A 20500-nucleotide genomic window follows, 5' to 3' on the forward strand; every position below is an offset into this window, starting at 1 on the left:
ACCTTGGGACGGCAAACACGCTTGTCTATGTTCGTGGCCGCGGGATCGTTCTGTCCGAACCATCGGTCGTAGCCTATCACGTCAAAGACGGCGTTAAGAAAGTGCTGGCGGTCGGTGAGGATGCGAAACTGATGCTGGGCCGTACGCCCGGCACCATTGAGGCGATCCGTCCGATGCGTGACGGTGTCATCGCGGACTTCGACACTGCGGAAGAGATGATCAAGCACTTCATCCGCAAGGTCCACAAGCGCACCACATTCTCCAAGCCGAAGATCATCGTCTGCGTTCCGCACGGCGCTACTCCGGTTGAAAAGCGCGCCATCCGTCAATCCGTTCTCTCTGCCGGTGCCCGCCGTGCCGGTCTAATTGCAGAACCGATTGCAGCTGCGATTGGTGCGGGTATGCCGATTACCGATCCGACCGGTTCGATGGTTGTCGACATTGGCGGCGGCACCACCGAGGTGGCCGTCCTGTCGCTCGGCGACATCGTCTATGCTCGTTCGGTTCGCGTTGGTGGTGACCGTATGGACGAAGCCATCGTTAACTATCTGCGCCGTCAGCATAACCTGCTGATTGGTGAATCGACGGCCGAGCGCATCAAGACCTCCATCGGTACGGCGCGTATGCCAGACGACGGTCGCGGCGCGTCCATGATGATCCGTGGTCGTGACCTGCTGAACGGCGTCCCGAAAGAAACCGAAATCAGCCAGGCACAGGTTGCAGAAGCTCTTGCCGAGCCGGTGCAGCAGATTTGCGAAGCCGTCATGACCGCTCTGGAAGCGACCCCGCCGGATCTGGCCGCAGACATCGTCGACCGCGGCGTGATGCTGACGGGTGGCGGCGCGCTGCTTGGCCAGCTTGATCTGGCACTGCGCGAACAGACCGGCCTTGCGATTTCGGTCGCGGACGAGACCCTGAACTGTGTAGCCCTCGGCACCGGCAAAGCGCTCGAATACGAAAAGCAGCTTCGCCACGTTATCGACTACGATAGCTGATCGGGGTCCGATCCGTGGCCCGCGATAACAATCGTGACGACACCTACGGGAAGCCGCTTCGGCGGCTTCTTGTGACTTTGCTTGTCGTTGTTCTGGCCGCGACTTTCCTTGTCTGGCGTATCGACAGCCCGCGCATGGAGCGGATGCGCCTCGCCATTATCGACCGCATCCTTCCCCCGATGGAATGGGTGATGGCGCCGGTCACTGGCCTTGCGACTCTGGTCACCAATTTCCAATCCTATCAGCGTCTGGCCGAGCAGAATGCCGACCTGCGCCGCGAACTTCAGCAGATGAAGGCATGGCGCGAGGCGGCTCTCCAGCTTGAGCAGGAAAACGCGAAGCTGCTCGACCTGAACAACGTCGAGCTTGATCCCAAGCTGACCTACATCACCGGCATTGTTCAGGCGGATAGCGGCTCGCCGTTCCGCCAGTCGGTGCTTCTGAACGTCGGGCAGCGTGACGGCGTGGTCGACGGTTGGGCTGTGATGGACGGTATCGGTCTTGTCGGGCGTATCTCTGGCATCGGGCGCAACACCAGCCGCGTGCTTCTGCTGACCGACACCTCCAGCAACGTGCCGATCATCATTCAGCCGTCAGGTCAGCGCGCCGTGCTCAAGGGCGACAACAGCCGCAATCCGTTGATCGAGTTTCTTGAGGACCCCGACTTGGTCCGCCCCGGTGACCGCGTGATTTCGACAGGCGACGGCGGCGTGTTCCCCTCGGATATTCTGGTGGGGCAAGTCGCCCTCGGCTCCGACCGGCGCCTACGGGTGCGCCTCTCTGCGGACTACGAACGCCTAGAATTCCTGCGCGTTCTGCGCAGCCAGCCGCACGAGATCATTTCGGACCAAGGCGGCCTACTCGTCACCGATCCGATCATCGAGGAAAGTGAGTTCATCGGGCCGCGCATGCCCGCCCAACCCGCTGTTCGTAACGATGGCTGAGGCCCAGACCACACGAAGCTGGGGCGGACGCGTCGGCTTTGCACTTCTGGCGGCCGCGATCCTTCTGGCACAGCTTCTGCCGCTTTCGACCCAGCCGCCGCAATGGGCACCGCCTGACTGGCTGCTACTCATCACCTTGGTCTGGGTGATCCGCCGCCCCGACCTCGCGCCGGTTTCGTTGATCGCAGTGATCTTCTTTATCTCCGACATCCTTCTGATGCGCCCGCCGGGTCTGCTCTCGGCCCTCGTCGTCTTTGCGTCCGAAATCCTGCGCCGCCGCTCCGCCAACCTTCGTGCGCTGTCGTTCCCTGTCGAATGGATCGCGGCGACTTCGGCGATTGTGGGGCTGACGCTCGCTTATCGCGTAATCTTGTTCTTGATGGTCTTGCCACGCCCACCTGTTATGCTGACATTCAGCCAGACCGCGACGACCGTGATTGCATATCCGCTGGTCGTACTCGCCGCCTATTTGCTGTTCGGCATCAGTCGGCCTGCGCAGGGTGAAGTGGACATTCTGGGGAAACGGATATGAGGCGACCGCCCAAAGAATCTGCCGAAAGCGCACGTATTATCGGGCGCCGTGCGCTCGTCGTGGGCGCGTTGCAGCTCGGTCTGGCGGGTAGCCTTCTCATGCGTATGCGCTCCATGCAGCTGGAGCAGGCCGAACAATTCCGTCTGCTCGCTGACGAAAACCGCATCAACGTACATCTTCTGCCACCCGCGCGCGGACTGATCTTTGATCGCAACGGTGTGCTGCTGGCTGGCAACGAACAGTATTACCGCGTGACGATGACCCGCGAGGACGCGGGCGACGTCGAAACTGTGCTGCGCCGCCTCTCGAAGCTTGTCCCGATGACCGAGGAAGAGATTCAGGACGCCATGAAAGAGGTGTCCGAACGCTCGCGTTTCGTCCCCGTGACCATCGTGGATCGCCTGTCTTGGGAAGACATATCCCGCGTCACCGTCAACGCCCCCGCCCTCCCCGGCATCACCGCCGAAGTCGGCCTCAGCCGTTTTTATCCGCAGGGCGCGGACATGGCGCACGTTGTCGGCTACGTTGGTCCCGTGTCGGACTACGACCTCAGCCGTATTGAAGACCGTGACCCGTTGCTGCAAATCCCGAAATTCCAGATCGGGAAGACAGGCGCAGAGAACAAGATGGAGCAGACGCTCCGCGGTTCTGCCGGTACGCTCCATGTGGAGGTCAACGCCCTTGGCCGCGTGATGCGCGAGCTTGACCGTCAAGAAGGCGAACCGGGTGCAGACATCCAGCTGACGATCGATTCCAAACTCCAGACCTATGTCGAGGCGCGTCTCGAAGGCGAATCCGCTGGCGCTGTGGTGATCGACCTCGAAAAGGGTGACCTTCGCGCCGTTGTGTCCGCGCCGTCGTTCGACCCGAACCTCTTTGTGCGGGGCATTTCGGTCAAAGATTGGACCGATCTGAACGAAAATCCCTACCGGCCGCTGGCAGCCAAGGCCGTGCAGGGCATCTACCCGCCCGGTTCGACGTTCAAAATGATGACCGCGCTTGCCGCGATCGAAGAAGGCGTGCTCGATCCTGAAGAGACAATCTATTGCCGCGGCTATACCGAAGTCTCTGGCACCCGCTTCCACTGCTGGAAGACGTCTGGTCATGGCAACGTGAACCTGCACGACAGCCTCAAGCATTCTTGCGACTGCTATTATTACGAAGTCGGGCAGCGCATCGGAATCGACAAAATCTCCGAGATGGCTCAGCGCTTTGGCATCGGTGTGAGGCATGACCTGCCGCTATCTGCCGTCGCCGAGGGCCTCGCACCGACGAAGGAGTGGAAACGCCGCGTGCGCGGTGAAGACTGGCGCATCGGTGATACGGTCAACGCGTCTATCGGTCAGGGCGACGTGCTGGCGTCACCGCTCCAACTTGCCGTTATGGCAGCGCGTCTTGCAACCGGCCGGAACATCATACCGCGCCTCGTTCACACGGTCGATGGCGTAGAGCAGGGAGCAGATGCGGACCAGCCGATTGGCGTGAACGAAAACTCCCTGCGCCGTATCCGCGCGGCGATGGACGCGGTTTCGAACAACAATCGCGGTACGGCTTACGGCTCGCGGATCTCTGAGGTGTCGATGCGCCTCGCGGGCAAAACGGGCACCAGTCAGGTCCGCCGCATCACCGCCGAAGAACGCGCGCGCGGCGTGACCAGTAACGCCGACCTGCCATGGGAGCGCCGCGACCACGCGCTGTTCGTTTCCTTCGCGCCAGTCGAAAACCCCAGATTTGCCTGCGCTATCGTCGTCGAGCATGGCGGCGGCGGCTCTTCGACCGCCGCGCCAATCGCGCGCGATATCATGCTGCAAGCCCTCTACGACGGACCGCCGCCGCTGGAGGCCTATCCCTCTAACGTGCGCAACCGCATTGAAGAGCAGCAAAAGCGGATCGAGAACCGCATCGCGCCGGGCGCCTATCCGACGAGCGACCGCGCATGAGCCTTCTGGAAAGCAGCTACAAGAACGTCCCGACTGGCATTCGCAAACTGCTCTACGTCAACTGGGCCATTGTCCTTTTGACAATCGCGATCGCCTGCGCGGGCTTTTTGATGCTCTATTCCGTGGCCGGCGGGTCGGTGGAGCCGTGGCTCGATCCACAGCTGAATCGCTTCGGCTTCGGCCTGTTTCTGATGATTGCCATCGGGATGGTGCCCATCTGGTTCTGGCGCAACGTGTCTGCGGTCGGCTACATCATATCCCTGCTTTTGCTGGTCGCCGTGGAGCTATTCGGCGAGGTTCGCATGGGCGCCCAGCGCTGGATCAACCTCGGTTTTATGGTGCTGCAACCTTCCGAGCTGGCCAAGATTACCTTGGTCATGTTTCTTGCCGCCTATTACGACTGGCTGCCACTGGCGAAACGCTCGCGCCCACTGTGGATCGCGATCCCGCTGGCCGCTGTGCTGGTCCCGACGTTCCTCGTATTTAAACAACCTGACCTAGGGACCGCGCTTTTGCTCGCCGTGGGTGGCGGGACGATCATATGGCTGGCCGGGGTGCATTGGGCCTACTTCGCTGTCGTCGTTAGCGCGGGCATTGGCACGATCTGGGCTGTTTTCGAGTCCAAGGGCACGAGCTGGCAGCTTCTGAAAGACTACCAGTATGACCGGATCAACATCTTCCTCGATCCGTCGCAGGACCCGCTCGGCGCGGGCTATCACATTACGCAGGCCAAGATCGCCTTGGGCTCCGGCGGTGTGACGGGACGCGGCTTTATGCAGGGAACACAGTCCGGCCTCGACTTCCTGCCCGAAGCGCATACCGACTTTATCTTCACGACCCTTGCCGAGGAGTTCGGCTTTATCGGGGCGACGACATTGCTCGCGCTCTATCTACTGCTGATCGGGTTCTGTTTTGCCTCTGCGCTCCAGAACCGCGACCGCTTCAGTTCGCTCCTGACGCTCGGCATTTCGATGACGTTTTTCCTCTATTTCGCCGTCAACATGGCGATGGTTATGGGGCTCGCGCCTGTTGTGGGCGTTCCCCTCCCGCTTGTCAGTTACGGCGGCTCGGCAATGCTCGTCCTGATGGTCGGCTTCGGCCTCGTCCAGAGCGCCCATATTCATAGGCCCAGATAATGACAGTCATTCTCTTCTCCGCCGAAAACCAACTTTGGGATACTTACAGCGAGCTTCTGCTCGATGCGTGTCAGGCGGAGGGGATCGAGGCTGACATCACCCGCGATGCCGAGCGGTCGGAGGCGGAGTTCATTGTTTATGCGCCGAACGACCAGCTCACCGACTTCACGCCCTACACCAATTGCAAAGCTGTCCTAAGCCTATGGGCCGGTGTCGAGCGAATCGTCGGGAATGAGACACTGACCCAGCCGCTTTGCCGCCTCGTCGATCCGGGGCTGACGCAGGGCATGGTCGAATGGGTGACGGGTCAGGTGCTGCGTCATCACCTTGGGCTGGACATGTATATCCACGGCACGAAGGGCGCTTGGAAGCAGGTTGTTCCTCCGCTGGCCGCTGATCGTCCGGTCACGATACTTGGTGCGGGTGCGCTCGGCGCGGCTTGTGCGCAGTCGCTGACGTACCTCGGGTTTCCGGTGACATGCTGGAGCCGCACGCCGAAAAACCTCGATGGCATCAAGACCATTGCAGGGATGGCGAACCTAAACAGCGCGCTCGAAAATGCGCACATCCTTGTTCTCCTGCTTCCGTTGACCGACAAAACGACAAACCTGCTGAATGACGAGCGCCTTGCCCATTTGCCGACGGGCGCGTTCATCATCAATCCGGGGCGCGGACCGCTGATCGACGATCAGTCGCTTCTTGCCATGCTCGATACAGGCCACGTTGAACATGCAACGCTGGATGTGTTCCGCGTGGAACCCCTGCCCGCCGAGCACCCCTATTGGACCCACCCGAGCGTGACGGTCACGCCGCATATTGCGAGCGCAACGCGGCCGGAAACGGCGGTCAAAAGTATCGCCGCGAATATGCGGCGCGCCTTGAACGGCGAGCCGCTTCTCAACCTCGTCGACCGTAGCCGCGGTTACTGATTACTTCAGCTTCGGCGGCTTGTTCGGGTCCATGCCGGGATTTGCACCGGGGACTTGGGTGTTCTGTTCGGGCTTAGGCAAATCGAACCGCAGACCGACACGTTCGAGCTGTGCGATGAACGGATTGTCCGACGCCACGAACGTCACGTCCAGCATTCCGGCGTCGATGCCCGAGAACGTCAGCGCTTCGGATACAGCGCGGGTCAGCGCAGGTTCGGCGCCTTCTTTCACACCGACGAAGCACAGGATGTGACCATTCGTGCCGTTGTCGTATTTGACGCCGGTTAAGAACGCGACTTCGGCCAGCCCGCCAGCAGTCGCCAGTTTGCGGTCGATGCCTGCGATCAGCGTTTCCGGCAGCCCCTTGGGTGCGGTGATTTCGGTCGGGCGGGCGTCTGCCTCTTCGGGCGCGTGGGCCAACGTTTCGACCAGCCACTCGATTGCGCTCGGCGGGATGAGGATCGACGACGGCTGACCGAGGTTCACACCCATGCCTATGCCCTGCCCCTGAAGCATCTGCGCCAGACCGCGACCCGAGATCGACGCGTAGGACGCCAGACGTTCGGTAAATTCGGCAAGACGCTCTTCACGGTCGAAGACGAGCACGTACTGGACGCCGTCAGCTTCGATCACTTCGGGCATGATGTCGTCGTCTCCTTCGGGCTCGCCAGCGAGCAGAAGAAACAGTTCGTTATCGGCGAGGCGTTCGTAGAACCGCAGACGTGCTGCGTCATCCTCGGGGTTGGCTTCCATAGCTGCGTGGGCGGCGTCGAGTTCAGTCTGCATCCAGTACCTCCTTCACCCGCGTTCGCAATACGGGCAGTAATTCGTCAGTAAACCAAGGGTTCTTCTTGAGCCATGCCGTATTGCGCCAAGACGGGTGGGGCAAGGGGATGACGGACGGAAAATGGTCACGCCAGCTGTGCACGGCCTGCGTCACGTTCCGCGTTCCGATATGCCAGCGCTGCGCATAGCCGCCGACGAGGATCGTCAACTGAAGGTCTTTCAAGCTGTCGATCACCGGGGCCCGCCATGTTTCCGCGCAAACCTTTGGCGGTGGCAGGTCGGCCCCCTTCGCGTCATAGCCTGGAAAGCAGAACGCCATCGGGACAATGGCAATCCGCGATTTGTCGTAGAACACATCCGGCCCGATCCCGAGCCAATCGCGCAACCTATCGCCCGACGGATCCGCGAACGGCCTGCCCGCTGCATGGACCCGCGCACCCGGTGCTTGCCCTGCAATCAGGATGCGCGCGGAGGGTTCGAACCATACAACCGGACGCGGATGATGGCGGGTTGCGGTTAGGGCAAAACGCTCCGCACAGATCCGGCACGCAGATATTTTTTCCGAAATTCCGTCCATTTCCATTAACATAGCCCGCAGCGGAGTGGTGCAAATGGACAATCACAAGCCCAAAGGCGGTAGTCACTCTCTCCGTATCGTTGTGAATGCCGTTCACTTCCATTATCGCATCGGTGCGTAACCAACGAGGAAAGCTGCATGTACCGCGTCTGGAACTTCGTCACGGAGTATTCGCTCCTACTTATCTTAGGTGCTCTGATTGCCCTTGGTTGGGCAAATATGAACCCTGACTCCTATCACCACTTTGTCGATTACGTACTGATCGACGACTTCTTCATCGGCCACCTCCATGACGATGGACACGGCCGTGTCGTTCGCACGCTGACCCTGCACTACTTGGTCAACGACGTGCTGATGGCGTTCTTCTTTGCCATTGCGGCCAAGGAAGTCTGGGAAGCCATCATCCTCAAGGACGGCTCGCTGCGCGGCAAGAAAGCCGCCACACCGCTGATCGCGACCGCTGGCGGCGTTATCGGTCCGGTTGCCGTCTACCTCGGCCTTGCTGCCATGCTGGGTTCGACCACCTATGACGCTGTCGCAAACGGCTGGGCGATTCCCACCGCGACCGACATCGCGTTCTCGTACCTCGTTGGTCGTCTGGTCTTTGGCGGCGGTCACCCTGCTGTGCGCTTCCTGCTTCTGCTGGCTATCGCCGACGACGCCGTGGGCCTTCTGATCCTCGCGATCTTCTACCCGTCGGGTGAACTTGCGCCGATCTGGCTGCTGCTCTCGCTGGGCGCTGCTATTGGCGTGTTCGTTCTGGCGAACTGGCTGCCGCGCTACCTTGACCAAGGCAAGCAGGACCGTCCGAATTCCACTTGGGTTCGCAAGTACCTGTCGTTCTGGCCGTACCTCATCGCAGCCTGCCTCAGCTGGTACGCTTTCCAGCAATCGGGCATCCACCCCGCTCTGGGTCTGCTGCCGATCGTTCCGACGATCCCGCACGCAGACCGCGCCTTCGGTATCTTCTCGCAAGCAGAAGAGCACCTGCACGACCTGCTCAACGATATCGAGCACGCGCTGAAGCGTCCGGTCGAGATCGTTCTGTTCTTCTTCGGCCTGCTGAATGCGGGTGTCGAATTCAGCTCGATTGGTGAGCCGACTTGGCTCGTTCTGGCCGGCCTTCTGATCGGTAAGCCGATCGGCGTTCTGATCATGGGCTGGATTGCAGCCAAACCGCTGGGCCTCGGCCTGCCGGAAGGAATGCGCATCATCGACCTGCTCGTTGTCGGCTGCGTTGCGGCTATCGGCTTCACCGTTGCGCTCTTCGTTGCTGCGGTGGCATTCAAGGACTCGCCTGCGCATGTGCTTGATGCGGCCAAGATGGGCGCGCTCTTCAGCTTCTTCGCTGCGATCATTTCGTTGGTCGTGGGCAAGCTGACCGGCGTCCAGAAGGTCAACGACTAAACCTCAAAGGCCCGCTCATTTGCGTGAGCGGGCCTTTTTTGTGGTATATTTTAACCTGCCGTTGCCACATTATAGCTCACATTCTGCGCCATAGTCGTAGAGCAAGCCCGAACGAATGGGCACCAAGAGCAGGACAACACCGCTAGCGATGCTGGAATTCGACAACGTCTCCAAGTCCTTCTGGACTGGGCAACAGCGCAAGGTGATTCTCGACCGCACGTCGTTTCGCGTCGAACTCGGGAATAGCCTCGGTATTCTTGCGCCTAACGGCACCGGCAAAACCACTCTGATCAATATGATGTCCGGCCTCGAAAAACCGGACGAAGGCGAGATCCACCGCAAATGCCGGATTTCGTTCCCGCTCGGCTTCATGGGCGGGTTGGTCAACAAACACACGGCCAAGGAAAACACCCGCTACATCGCGCGCCTTTACGGTCTGGACCCCGACTATATCGAGGCGTTCTGTCGCTGGCTCTGCGATATCAAGGAATACTTCGACATGCCTGTCGGCGTTTACAGCCAAGGTATGCGCGCGCGTCTGTCCTTTGCCCTGATGCTGGCACTGGATTTCGACATTTACCTGATCGACGAAGGGATGCCCCAGACCACCGACGTGGAATTCAACCGCAAAGCAGGCGGGCTTTTGCGTGAACGGCTAGAAACGACTACAGTCGTGATCGTGTCGCACCAAGCCGAAACGCTGGAGCGGTTTGCCCAATCCGCCGCGGTGATGATGGACGGGCAACTTCATATGTTCGACACTTTGGAAGAGGCGAAGCAGCTTTATGACTACCAAACTAAAGGCTAGAAAGTTTCGCATCCGCAGCGGTGAAACGCTCGGCGGCGCCCGCGCTGCTACTGTCGACCCTGAAATCGACATCGACGCCGATCCGTCTTCCATCAAACCCGAAACGCCCGGCATCGGTACAGGGCAGCAGGCCAGCACCGGCTCCGATAGCGATATGGATTCGATCCGCCGCGAAGGTCTGACCGGTCGTCAGCTTCGCATGGCGCGCCGCATCGCGCAGAAACACGGTTTGGCTGTGACTTCCGACTTCGACGCCGTGCGCCAGCTTCGAGCGCGCGGTATCGACCCGTTCGAGCGCTCCAGCATCCTCGAACTGGTGTCGAGCAGCAACGCGCAGAGCAACCTGCCCGCCACCAGCCCCGAGCCGAGCCAGCAACTGCCGCAGACCGTTCAGCAGCAGAGCCGCGAGGTCGCTCGCCCTGACACCACCGGCGGCCCGCTGTCGGCAGAACGCCGCGCCAGTGAAATCCAGAAAATCCAGCAGGACATCGTGCGCCGCCGGCGCCGCAAACTGATGTCGCTGTTCGCACGCCTCAGCGTGTTCGTCCTGCTGCCGACGTTTGTGATGGGCGTCTACTACTTCGTTTACGCGACCCCGATGTACGCGACGAAGTCTGAATTCGTGATCCAGCAGGCCCAGTCGCAAAGCGGCGGCGCAGGCGGCATCGCAGGACTGTTCCAAGGCACCTCGCTTGCGACCCAAGCGGACGCGGTCGCCGTGCAGTCCTATCTCACGTCCCGCTCCGCCATGGTGCGTCTGGACGAAGAAGAAGGCTTCAAGGAACACTTTGGCCAAGCGTGGATCGACCCGATCCAGCGCCTGCCCGAGGATGCGTCGAACGAGACCGCGTATAAGGTATACGAAAACCACGTCAAAATCGGCTACGATCCGACCGAAGGCATCCTACGGATGGAGGTCATCGCGGCCGATCCGGAGACCAGCCAGCGGTTCTCCGAGGCGCTGATTTCCTACGCCGAAGAGCAGGTCGACCAGCTGACCCAGCGCATGCGCGAAGACCAGATGCGCGGCGCCGACGAAAGCTACGAAAAAGCCGAGGCGCGCCGCGCCGAAGCGCTCGACCGTCTGCTGCAAATCCAGACCGAGCTTCAGGTTCTCAGCCCCGATAGCGAAGCGCAGCTCGTGCTGACCCAGATCAGCCAGCTTGAAACCCGCCGTCAGGATAAGATCCTCGAACTGTCGTCCCTCCAAAGCGTGGCCCGCCCGAATGAAGCGCGCGTGAATGCCGTGCAGAATGAAATCGCGAGCCTCCAGAACTCCATCACCTCGCTCCGGTCCGAACTGACCGAGCAGGCCGATACGGGTGTGTCGCTCGCGTCCAAGACCACCGAGCTGCGTACAGCCGAAGAGGACTACCAGTTCCAGGTCGGCCTTGTTCAGCAGGCGCTGACGATGATGGAAACCGCCCGTCTCGAGGCGAACCGTCAGGTGCGTTACCTGTCGCTGGGCGTTGAGCCGATTGCGCCCGACGATCCGACCTACCCGCGTGCGTTCGAAAACACGCTGGTGTCGCTGCTGATCTTTGCAGGCATCTACCTGATGCTGTCGCTGACAGCTTCGATCCTGCGCGAACAAGTCACGTCGTAAGGCTACCCCTTTAGCCGCACCGCGCTATGGTTAATCCCGTATTCAACGGGGTTAATTCAATGCGTGTCGTCCTTCTTGTCCTGTCTCTCCTGATAGCTCCGATCGTCGCCACGGCGCAGGAAACCACGATCGAGACAACGGCAACCGCCAGTGACGACGCCGCCATTGCCAACCGTATCCGCGACATCATCGCAGAGCTTGGCGGTTACGAGGACGTCACCGTTCAGGTCGCCGACGGTATCGTCACCCTTCGCGGCGAGACGACATCCTCCACGCAGATTGCCGACCTCAGCAGCCTGTCGAACCGCGTGCAGGGAGTTGTCGCGGTGAAGAACGAGGTGCTCGAGACAACCGACCTTTCTCGCCGCATCAACCCTGCTTACGAACGCCTGAAAACCCGACTGACCCAGATCATCGCGATCCTGCCACTAGTGCTAATCGCGTTGGTGCTATTCGGGGTCATCGCTCTCATCGGGTATGTGGTCGCTTATCGCACGCGGATATTCGACAGGCTTGCGCCAAACCTCTTCATCGCCGACCTCTATCGTCAGGTCGTTTTCCTGCTGTTCCTGCTCGGCGCGATGGTCATTTCGCTCGACCTGATGAACGCGACCGCACTGCTGTCCACGATCCTCGGCGCTGCGGGTATTATCGGCCTCGCACTCGGTTTCGCGGTAAAGGACACGGTGGAGAACTACATCGCCTCCGTCCTCCTTTCGATCCGCCAACCGTTCCGCCCGAATGATACTGTCGAAATCAACGGTGATGAGGGCAAGGTCATCCGTCTTACCAGCCGCGCGACGATTCTGCTGTCCTATGACGGCAACCACATCCGCATCCCCAACGCGACGGTCTTCAAAAGCCGCATCGTCAACTATTCGGATAACCCTGCCCGCCGCTTCATGTTCTGTCTACCTGTGGACCTCAGCGCGAATTTGACCATCGCACAGCAGGTCGCCACGGATGTCCTCGAAGGGCTGGCGTTCACGCTCAAGGACCCCGCCGTGCAGGTCTGGATCGACAAGACCACTCCCACCAGCGTGGAGCTTGTCTGCACCGGCTGGATCGACCAGACGATCACGTCGCTGCCCCTCGCCCGCAGCGAGGCTCTGCGACTGGTCAAGAAAGCGTTCGAGGAGCGCGAGCTTGATCGCCAGCCGATCGTCCAGCGCGTTCTCATCGAAGACGGCGATGAACCGGAATCTGTTGAAAACACGACAGAAGACCTTCCGGTAGATACATCTTCCGAGAATTCGCTCGACCGCATCGTCGATGCCGACCGCACGGAAAACGCCTCCGCCGATCTTTTGTCGAGCAAAGCGCCAAAAGAGTGATTTTTTTTCGAAACGCCCCTTGCGCTCCCCGACAGCTAATTGTAAATCCGCCCTCGCTGCTGGGGTGTAGCCAAGTGGTAAGGCACCGGTTTTTGGTACCGCGCACCGTAGGTTCGAATCCTACCACCCCAGCCAGTAATTCCCGACATCGGAATACAGACGCTCTTCGCTAGAGATAGCGAGAGCCGTTGGCGTTCACGCCAGCCCTAGAGGGCCCGCTGTTTCTTTGAATAATAGGTCCACGCCACAAAGCGGCTGGTCTTCTGGCCTTGCGCCATTTCAACGGTCTTTGTCTCGGAGACGCCGGCCTTGCTCAGGAACCTGTCGATGGTGCGCAAGTTGTCCTTCTTGGACACCAGCGTCGTGAACCACAGACACTGTGCTGCGAATTCAACGCTCTGTTCGACCATGCGGCCGATGAAACCGATCTCGCCGCCGGGGCACCACAGTTCCGCATTCTGACCACCGAAGTTCAGCTTGGAGGACGGCTCCTTGCCGAGGTTGCGCCACTTACGCTCGGTCCCCTTGCCCGCCTGTTCGAGCGAGGAATGAAACGGCGGATTGCACATCGTCAGGTGGAAGGTATCGCGCTGATGAATGACCCCGCGAAAGATGTTCTTGGGGTTCTTCTGATGCCGCAGGCTGATGCTCAGGTCGTTGCGATCGTTGATCTGGCGCGCGGCTTTGATCGACACCTGATCGATGTCGACGCCGGTGAAATCCCAACCGTATTCGTGCTGTCCGATCAGCGGGTATACAAGGCTCGCGCCCGTCCCGATATCAAGGACCTTGATGTCGTCGCCGCGCGGGATGTCTCCGCCATTATCCTCGGCCAGAAGGTCGGCGAGCGAGTGGATATAGTCCACACGGCCGGGGATCGGCGGACAAAGGTAGGCGTCAGGGAACTCCCAGAACTTCACATCATAATGCGCCGCGAGCAGCGCGCGGTTCAGCATTCGCACGGCCTCGGCATTCGCGAACTCGATAGTCATTTCGCCCCGCGGATTGCGGGTCACAAAGGGCTCAAGCTCCGGCGTCGCCTCCAACAGGCGCGCAAAGTCATAGCCGTCCCGATGTTGGTTTCGGGGATGCAGCATGGGCTTGATGGCCATTGAAAACCTTTGTGTTCTGCGGTGGGGCGAGATCGATAGATGCGGACCTTAATAGGTTCGGAATGCATTAGAAACACCCACCGTTCTACTTGTCGCTGGGTCGGAACTACGGCACGCTCAAGCAAATACAGCCGCTGGGAGGGGCACCCGAATGACGAAACCCTGTATGATTTGTTGCGCCATTACGGGCAGCCTTCCGACCAAGGCGAACAATCCCGCCGTGCCGATCACGGTCGAAGAACAGATCGAGAGCACGCATGAGGCTTTCGAGGCTGGTGCGACGATCGTTCACGCTCACGTCCGGAACGATGATCAGACGCCCTCCTCCGATCCGGAGAAGTTTGCGCGGCTGAAAGAAGGGCTGCTGAAGCACTGCCCCGGCATGATCATCCAGTTTTCGACCGGCGGGCGCTCTGGTGCAGGGACGACGCGCGGCGCGATGCTGCCGCTCAAGCCAGACATGGCGTCTTTGTCCGTGGGTTCGAACAACTTCCCGACCCGAGTTTATGAGAACCCGCCGGATCTGGTGGACTGGCTCGCGTCAGAGATGATGACCTACGGCATCAAGCCCGAAATCGAGGCGTTCGACCTCAGCCACATCATCAAAGCCAAGGAAATGATGGACAAAGGTCAGCTCAAAGCGCCGCCCTACGTCCAGTTTGTTATGGGTGTGAAAAACGCGATGCCTGCCGATCGGGATGTGTTCGACTATTACATCCATACCGTCAAACGCCTGTTTGGCGACGATGCGCCATGGTGCGCCGCCGGTATCGGAGCGCAGCAGATTGTTATCAACGAATGGGCGGTGTCGTCCGGCGGTCATGCGCGGACGGGGCTAGAGGACAACGTGCGGATCGACAAGAACACGCTCGCGGCCTCGAATGCGGCGCTGGTGAAACGTGTGGTCGATCTGTGTGACAAGTATGATCGCCCTGTCGCCACGGCAGCGCAGGCGCGCGACATCCTCGGACTGTAATTAAGCGAGAACGGGGTCGTGCTCCAGAATGCCGCTGGACACCCATTTCCCGAATTGCGCGCTGGCGGTAAGCCCTTGGCAGAACGGGAAGCGTCCGAGCAAGTACGGCGCGGCGGGCAGATAAAGCCGCCCGCGCCATTGGTCCGTGTCGACCGAAAGCTGATCTGTCACTGGGACTTCACCGTCAGGCAGGCTCGCTGCGAGGCTGGCGAATGACAGGTCGCTCGCGCCGAGCGACTTTTGTCCGCGGGCATCGATGATCACCTTGAACTCGCGAACCTCGCCTTCAGTGGTGGTCACGCGGCTGGCGTTGCCTGTGTTCCTGATCGCGTAGTCGTTGCCGAGGCGCATGACCGTCAGCTTTCCCGCATCATGCAGAGCCAGCATGCGCCGGATCGACGTGGGCGGTACGGCGGCGTAGTTGTCGATGAATACACGCGCCAAAGGCTTGAACCGCTCCTGATCTTTGGCGGTTAATTGACCCGCGATCTCCTCGAATTTCTCGTGCATATTCAGGATCGCGCACCGCCACGGCACAGCGTGCTGCTTGGCCGCATTTTCGTCGACCTCGGCGAGGTTGTCTCGCGCCCATTCGAACGGATCGGTTGCCAGACGTGGTTTGAAGTAAGCGCCCGCAAAATCTTCGGGAGAGGCCGAGGCGAGGCCCATGCGGTCGAAATACGCCCGATCTTCCAGCATCATTTCTTTGGTAAAGAGGGCCCACATCCGATCAAGCAGGCCGTCCCGTCCCTCGCTCAACGCGTTCTCGACGGCTTCATCGGTCATGATCCGCAGCGGTTTTGGCGGATAGTCGAACCAGAAGTCGGCTTCGGGCAGGATGCCCTGCCGAGACATCATCGTGATGCGCAAACCACCTGTGCGGGCATTCGGAACGTAAGTCAGGTCATCACCGTCCTCAACAAAATGGCCGTGCTGACACGCCACGGCGAGGACCGCATCCATACCGCTGAGCGATGTGCCGATGATCCCGACGTCGGTGGCCGGAACCTCTTCATGCGCTAGGCGGTCCCAAGGCGAACGGAACCGGCCTGTGCCCTCTTGGTCGCTGGGCCAAACGTGGCCGGTCGCGAGGACGACATGCGTAAAAAACTGATCGGGCACGCCACTTGCGGCATCAAACACAAGGCGGATCTGCCCGCCTTCGGATACCACATCCTCGACCGCTACATTTTCATGGATCGCGACCCGATGCCCTTTTTCGCGTGCCGCGTCGATCAGCACGTAAAGCTCGTCGCTGTACCACGACCCCAGCAGGATACGCGGCAGGAACATCCGGTCATGCAGTTCGTCATGCGTGACGCCATAGACTTGCAGCATCTCGGCAGACCGGCTTTGGAGCCATTCGAGATAGGTCTGCGTCAGCGGCGGAATCTCGATACTGCCGATGTTGGCAAGCATCAGCGCCTGCGCCGCGTTAGGGCTGTATGGCATCCCGAAACCGGCGAGCGACTGCGCCTCGAAGATCGTTATCATCTGCTTGACCGGCGATTTGATCAACTCGGCAAGCGTGTAGAGCGCCGTCGGGCCGGAGCCGACAATCGCGATATTCTTGGTCAGTGCCGCAGTGGGAACGTTCATGATGCTTCCATGGAGGAGTTACATCACTAAACGCTGCATAGCGGCGAACGTTCCTGCAATCAGCGGTCCTGACGCACCTTGATGGCCTTGGCAGGCTGATTAGCGCGTCTTTCTCGATGGAAAATATATAGGCCCGAGGACAGCACGACTGCCGTGCCCAGCACCGTCAGCCCGTCAGGCACATCGCCGAACACGAGGAACCCGATGGCCGTCGCGCCGAGGATTTCGAGGTATTGGAACGGTGCCAGCACGCTCGCCTCGGCCTGACTGAATGCATAGGCGATCAGCGGGAAGGTCGCTGCGGCTAGGATGCCTGACAGGACGAGGCTCGCCGACAGGCCGAACGTTATAGTTTCCTGCAATGCGCCAAGGTCGGAGTTGAATAACATGACGGCCATTAAAGTCAGGCAAGTGAACGTCGTCGAGCCGAGCTGGAACGTCAAAGCGGAGCAATTCCGCGTGCCTTTGCGGGTGATGATCATGTTCAACGCGTAGGCCGCTGCCGACACCAGTGGCAGAAGCACCGCAGGCCCGAAGACAGAGAAGTTCGGGCGCAGAATAATCAGCACGCCGATGAGCCCCACTACGATCGCGGCATAGCGATGCGGACCAGGCTTTTCGCCCAGCATCAAGCCCGCCAGCAGCGTCAGCAGCAGCGGCTCGACGAAGAAGATCGCAATAGCTGTGGGGAGCGGGATGGTCTTGAGCGCAGTGATCAGGCTGAGGCTCACGACCGCCACGCAGATGCCCGACGCGGCGGAGGCTTTGGTAAACGGGTTACCACGGGTCGATTTGTTCATCGCGGCGAACGCGATCCACAGAAGGCCCGCTTGGATGACAGACCTGATCGCCGCGATTTGCGACGGCTCGATGTAAGCCGTCAGAGTCTTCGTCACCGAGTCGCCGATTGGCAATAAGACCATCGCGAAAGACATCGCGGCCATGCCCATGAATGTTGACGAATTGCGGCTGTTCGGCTCGGCCATTGCGGACATGCTTGCTCCACGATGCAACATCGCTGCATCTCGCGGTCCGGGCGTACAGGACGAATGGTGGGGAAAACGGAACGACGCCATCGCCCGCTCCCCAATTGCTAGGTGGCGAGGCTGCAGCCTGTCAAGCGTTGGGCCAAAAACAAAACGGCGGAGAAAACTCCGCCGCTTGATCTCAGAACATGTGCTCGACTTCAGGAGCCGGAACAAAGCGCCAATTGCGGCGCGGGCCTGCCATGACGTTGAGGTAGTACATCTCGAACCCGTGGGGCGCACCGCAGGGGTGGTGACCGCGAGGGACGCAAACCACATCACCATTATAAACGGCCATGGTTTCGTTGAGGCTCAGGTCGTCGGTGTAAACGCGCTGGATGCCCCAACCACCTTCGGCGTTGATGCGGTGGTAGTAGGTCTCTTCGAGGTAGGTGATCCGCGGGAAGTCGTCTTCGTCGTGACGATGCGACGGAAACGACGACCAGTGACCGGCGGGGGTGAAGACCTCGGTGACCAGCAGGCTGTCACAGTAGTCTTCGGCTTCCATCGCGATGTTATTAATGTAGCGGGTGTTCACACCTTCGCCGCGCTGGGTCAGTTCGATGCCATCTGGGCCGATCTTGCGCGCCTCGTGGCCGCCCTTCCCCGGAGCCTGACAGACAGCGATGGTACAATCGGTGGTCGCGGTCGCTTCCCAGTCCTTGCCGTTCGGAACGTAGAGGCAATGCGGCGGCGTCTTTTCAAAGACGTTCATACGCTCGCCCAGTTCGCCCCAGTCTTTGCCCGCGGCGTTGATGGTCGCTTTGCCTTCGACCATCACCAGTATCACCTCGCAGTCTCCCGTCGCTTCACCAACGGTTTCGCCAGCGCGGATGCGGTAGAGAGAGAAACCCACATAGCGCCATCCAGCAGACTGCGGGGTGATTTCGTGCACCTTGCCGTGGGTGCCAAACGGTTTCTTCAGAAGGTCAGCCATATCAGTTCATCCCTGTCTGCGATGCGATCTGCGTGATGTATTCGGCGTAGCGATTACGCTGCTTTTCGCGCTCGGAGGTTTGCGGAACGGCGACGTCCCAGAAATAGCCGTGCTCGCCTGCGGTAGTTTCGAGACCGGTGCCGGGGAAGTCCTTGGCAATGGTGTCGATGACGATCACCGTCGGAATATTGCGCGAACGGGCGGCCTTGAGTTCGGCTTCCAACTCGTCAGTGCCAGCCGCTTTGACAGCGTGAGCACCCATGGAGCGGGCGTGCATGACGTAGTCGATCTCGGGCTGCACTTCGACGTTGCAGTCGACGTACATGTTGTTGAACGGCTCGCCGCCACAGCCCATCGTTTGCAGGCGGTTGATACAGCCATAGCCACGGTTATCGGTCAGCACGACAGTGAACGGAATGCGGCGCATCACGGCGGTCGCTAGTTCTGCGTTCGCCATCATGTAGCTGCCGTCACCGACAAAGCAGATCACGTCACGCTCGGGCGTCGCAAGCTTGATACCCATGGCACCGGCGACTTCGTAGCCCATGCAGGAATAGCCGTATTCCATGTGATAACCGCCTTGGCTCGGCTGCCACAGCAGCTTGAGAGCGCCCGGCATGGTACCGGCAGCGCACATGGCGACAGCGGTTTCGTCGGTTGCACGCTGAACGGCACCGATCACCTGACCGTCGGTCGGCGCAGCAGCCTGATCGTCGGGGCGTGCGCAGTATGCGTCGACGGCACGGAGCCAGTCTTCACGCGCATCGGGATCGAAAGCGGTGGCTTTGTAGTCACCGAGCTTTTCCGACAGCAGATCGAGCGCGACCTTGGCATCAGCAACGAGGCTTTCCGCACCGTGTTTGGCGGCGTCGTAGCCGTGGATGTTGATGGACACGAGTTGCGCGTCATTTCGGAACATGGTCCGCGAGCCGGTGGTGAAGTCTTGGAAACGGGTACCGACACCGATCACAACATCCGCGCTGGCGGAAATAGCGTTCGAAGCTGCCGAGCCGTCAACGCCCGAAGCACCGAAGTTCATCGGGTGGGACTGGGCGAGAGCGGACTTGCCCGCTTGGGTCTCGGCGACCGGAATACCGTGCTTGGCGGCGAAATCGGCCAGCGTCTGCTCGGCTTGGCTGTAGATCACACCGCCACCGGCGATGATGACGGGGTTCTTAGCCGCTTTGATCTGGGCGGCAACGCGCTCCAGTTCATTGGCGTCGGGTGCCGGACGGCGGATGTACCAGACGCGCGGTTCGAAGAATTCTTCGGGGTAGTCGTAGGCTTCAGCCTGAACGTCCTGACAGAACGCCAGCGTCGCGGGACCGCAGTTCGCCGGATCGGTCATCACGCGCAGCGCACGCGGCAGGGCCGACAGGATGTGCTCGGGACGGGTGATGCGGTCGAAGTAGCGGCTAACCGGCTTGAAGCAATCGTTGGCCGAAACTGTGCCGTCGTCGAAGTCTTCGACCTGCTGAAGAACCGGATCGGGCTTGCGGTTGGCGAACACGTCGCCAGCTACAATCAGAACCGGCAGGCGGTTGACGTGCGCCAGCGCAGCAGCGGTTACAACGTTGGTCGAGCCCGGCCCGATCGACGACGTCACTGCCATCGCGCGGGTGCGCTTCTTGGCCTTGGCATAGGCGATAGCGGCGTGGGCCATCGACTGTTCGTTCTGGCCGCGCCACGTCGGGAACACGTCCTGATAGGCGTGCAGCGCCTCGCCGATGCCAGCAACGTTGCCGTGGCCGAAGATCGCCCACATGCCGTCGATAAAGCGTTCGCCGTCTTCGGTCATCTGGACCGAGAGCCATTTGATCATGGCCTGTGCGGCCGTCAGTCGGATCGTGCTCATTG

Annotated in this window: 18 protein-coding genes and 1 tRNA gene (1 of these 19 cut by a window edge); 12 read left to right on the forward strand and 7 right to left on the reverse strand. The window is 60.4% G+C overall.

Going from position 1 to position 20500, the window contains the following annotated elements; translation table 11 throughout:
• The 6 genes in view from IF204_RS11455 to IF204_RS11480 are tightly spaced (at most 14 nt apart) and all read left to right on the forward strand, a layout consistent with a single transcriptional unit that may run on beyond the window.
• Positions 1-995, forward strand: partial view of a rod shape-determining protein gene (locus tag IF204_RS11455; protein WP_167639116.1) — the 3' portion only. It extends 46 nt beyond the left edge of the window; 995 of the gene's 1041 nt are visible here — the last part of the coding sequence; the start codon falls outside the window, past its left edge; it ends in the stop codon at positions 993-995.
• 14 nt (positions 996-1009) lie between these two features.
• Positions 1010-1939 (forward strand): rod shape-determining protein MreC, encoded by a 930-nt coding sequence (gene mreC / locus IF204_RS11460; protein ID WP_194097110.1) that lies wholly within the window; start codon positions 1010-1012, stop codon positions 1937-1939.
• Positions 1932-2471: a rod shape-determining protein MreD gene (locus IF204_RS11465; RefSeq protein WP_194097112.1), complete on the forward strand. Its 540-nt coding sequence runs from the start codon at positions 1932-1934 to the stop codon at positions 2469-2471. Before mreC ends, IF204_RS11465 begins: the two co-directional genes overlap by 8 nt.
• Positions 2468-4411 carry a penicillin-binding protein 2 gene (mrdA, locus tag IF204_RS11470; RefSeq protein WP_194097114.1) on the forward strand — a complete coding sequence of 648 codons (1944 nt, stop codon included), beginning with the start codon at positions 2468-2470 and terminating at the stop codon, positions 4409-4411. Before IF204_RS11465 ends, mrdA begins: the two co-directional genes overlap by 4 nt.
• Entirely contained in the window at positions 4408-5547 is a 1140-nt protein-coding gene (rodA, locus tag IF204_RS11475) for a rod shape-determining protein RodA (protein ID WP_167639120.1), read from the forward strand. Before mrdA ends, rodA begins: the two co-directional genes overlap by 4 nt.
• Positions 5547-6476 carry a 2-hydroxyacid dehydrogenase gene (locus tag IF204_RS11480; protein WP_194097116.1) on the forward strand — a complete coding sequence of 310 codons (930 nt, stop codon included), beginning with the start codon at positions 5547-5549 and terminating at the stop codon, positions 6474-6476. The genes rodA and IF204_RS11480 overlap by 1 nt, the downstream gene beginning before the upstream one ends.
• Here IF204_RS11480 and IF204_RS11485 read toward each other — a convergent pair whose 3' ends face one another.
• Positions 6477-7262: an SseB family protein gene (locus tag IF204_RS11485; RefSeq protein ID WP_194097118.1), complete on the reverse strand. Its 786-nt coding sequence runs from the start codon at positions 7260-7262 to the stop codon at positions 6477-6479.
• Positions 7252-7839: a uracil-DNA glycosylase family protein gene (locus IF204_RS11490; protein ID WP_194097120.1), complete on the reverse strand. Its 588-nt coding sequence runs from the start codon at positions 7837-7839 to the stop codon at positions 7252-7254. Before IF204_RS11490 ends, IF204_RS11485 begins: the two co-directional genes overlap by 11 nt.
• A 138-nt stretch (positions 7840-7977) precedes the next feature.
• Between IF204_RS11490 and IF204_RS11495 the strand changes: the two genes are divergently transcribed.
• The 5 genes from IF204_RS11495 (at position 7978) to IF204_RS11515 (ending at position 13129) form a co-directional block, all read left to right on the forward strand.
• Entirely contained in the window at positions 7978-9246 is a 1269-nt protein-coding gene (locus IF204_RS11495; protein ID WP_194097122.1) for a Na+/H+ antiporter NhaA, read from the forward strand.
• 148 nt (positions 9247-9394) lie between these two features.
• Entirely contained in the window at positions 9395-10054 is a 660-nt protein-coding gene (locus tag IF204_RS11500; RefSeq protein WP_194097124.1) for an ABC transporter ATP-binding protein, read from the forward strand.
• Positions 10032-11660, forward strand: a complete 1629-nt coding sequence (locus tag IF204_RS11505; protein WP_194097126.1) for a capsule biosynthesis protein — start codon at positions 10032-10034, stop codon at positions 11658-11660. Before IF204_RS11500 ends, IF204_RS11505 begins: the two co-directional genes overlap by 23 nt.
• 59 nt (positions 11661-11719) lie before the next feature.
• Positions 11720-12994: a mechanosensitive ion channel domain-containing protein gene (locus IF204_RS11510; RefSeq protein WP_194097128.1), complete on the forward strand. Its 1275-nt coding sequence runs from the start codon at positions 11720-11722 to the stop codon at positions 12992-12994.
• A 60-nt stretch (positions 12995-13054) separates the two neighbouring features.
• Positions 13055-13129: transfer RNA gene (locus tag IF204_RS11515), tRNA-Gln, on the forward strand.
• Positions 13130-13200: 71 nt separating this feature from the next.
• Here IF204_RS11515 and rlmF read toward each other — a convergent pair.
• On the reverse strand, positions 13201-14106 hold the full coding sequence (gene rlmF / locus IF204_RS11520; protein ID WP_194097130.1) for a 23S rRNA (adenine(1618)-N(6))-methyltransferase RlmF: 906 nt from the start codon (positions 14104-14106) through the stop codon (positions 13201-13203).
• 151 nt (positions 14107-14257) lie between these two features.
• On the opposite strand from rlmF, the gene IF204_RS11525 reads away from it, so the two are divergent.
• Positions 14258-15082, forward strand: a complete 825-nt coding sequence (locus tag IF204_RS11525) for a BKACE family enzyme (protein ID WP_194097132.1) — start codon at positions 14258-14260, stop codon at positions 15080-15082.
• On the opposite strand, the gene IF204_RS11530 is transcribed toward IF204_RS11525, so the two are convergent.
• From IF204_RS11530 to iolD, 4 genes are all read right to left on the reverse strand, one after another.
• Positions 15083-16681, reverse strand: a complete 1599-nt coding sequence (locus IF204_RS11530; protein ID WP_194097134.1) for an FAD/NAD(P)-binding protein — start codon at positions 16679-16681, stop codon at positions 15083-15085.
• Positions 16682-16740: 59 nt separating this feature from the next.
• Positions 16741-17676, reverse strand: a complete 936-nt coding sequence (locus IF204_RS11535) for a DMT family transporter (RefSeq protein ID WP_228069164.1) — start codon at positions 17674-17676, stop codon at positions 16741-16743.
• Between the two features lie 172 nt (positions 17677-17848).
• Positions 17849-18643: a 5-deoxy-glucuronate isomerase gene (gene iolB, locus IF204_RS11540; protein WP_194097135.1), complete on the reverse strand. Its 795-nt coding sequence runs from the start codon at positions 18641-18643 to the stop codon at positions 17849-17851.
• 1 nt (position 18644) lies between these two features.
• Positions 18645-20498 (reverse strand): 3D-(3,5/4)-trihydroxycyclohexane-1,2-dione acylhydrolase (decyclizing), encoded by a 1854-nt coding sequence (iolD, locus tag IF204_RS11545; RefSeq protein ID WP_194097137.1) that lies wholly within the window; start codon positions 20496-20498, stop codon positions 18645-18647.
• Positions 20499-20500 lie beyond the last annotated feature (2 nt).

Source organism: Marivivens aquimaris (assembly GCF_015220045.1).
In the GTDB taxonomy this organism is placed as follows: Bacteria; Pseudomonadota; Alphaproteobacteria; order Rhodobacterales; family Rhodobacteraceae; genus Marivivens; species Marivivens aquimaris.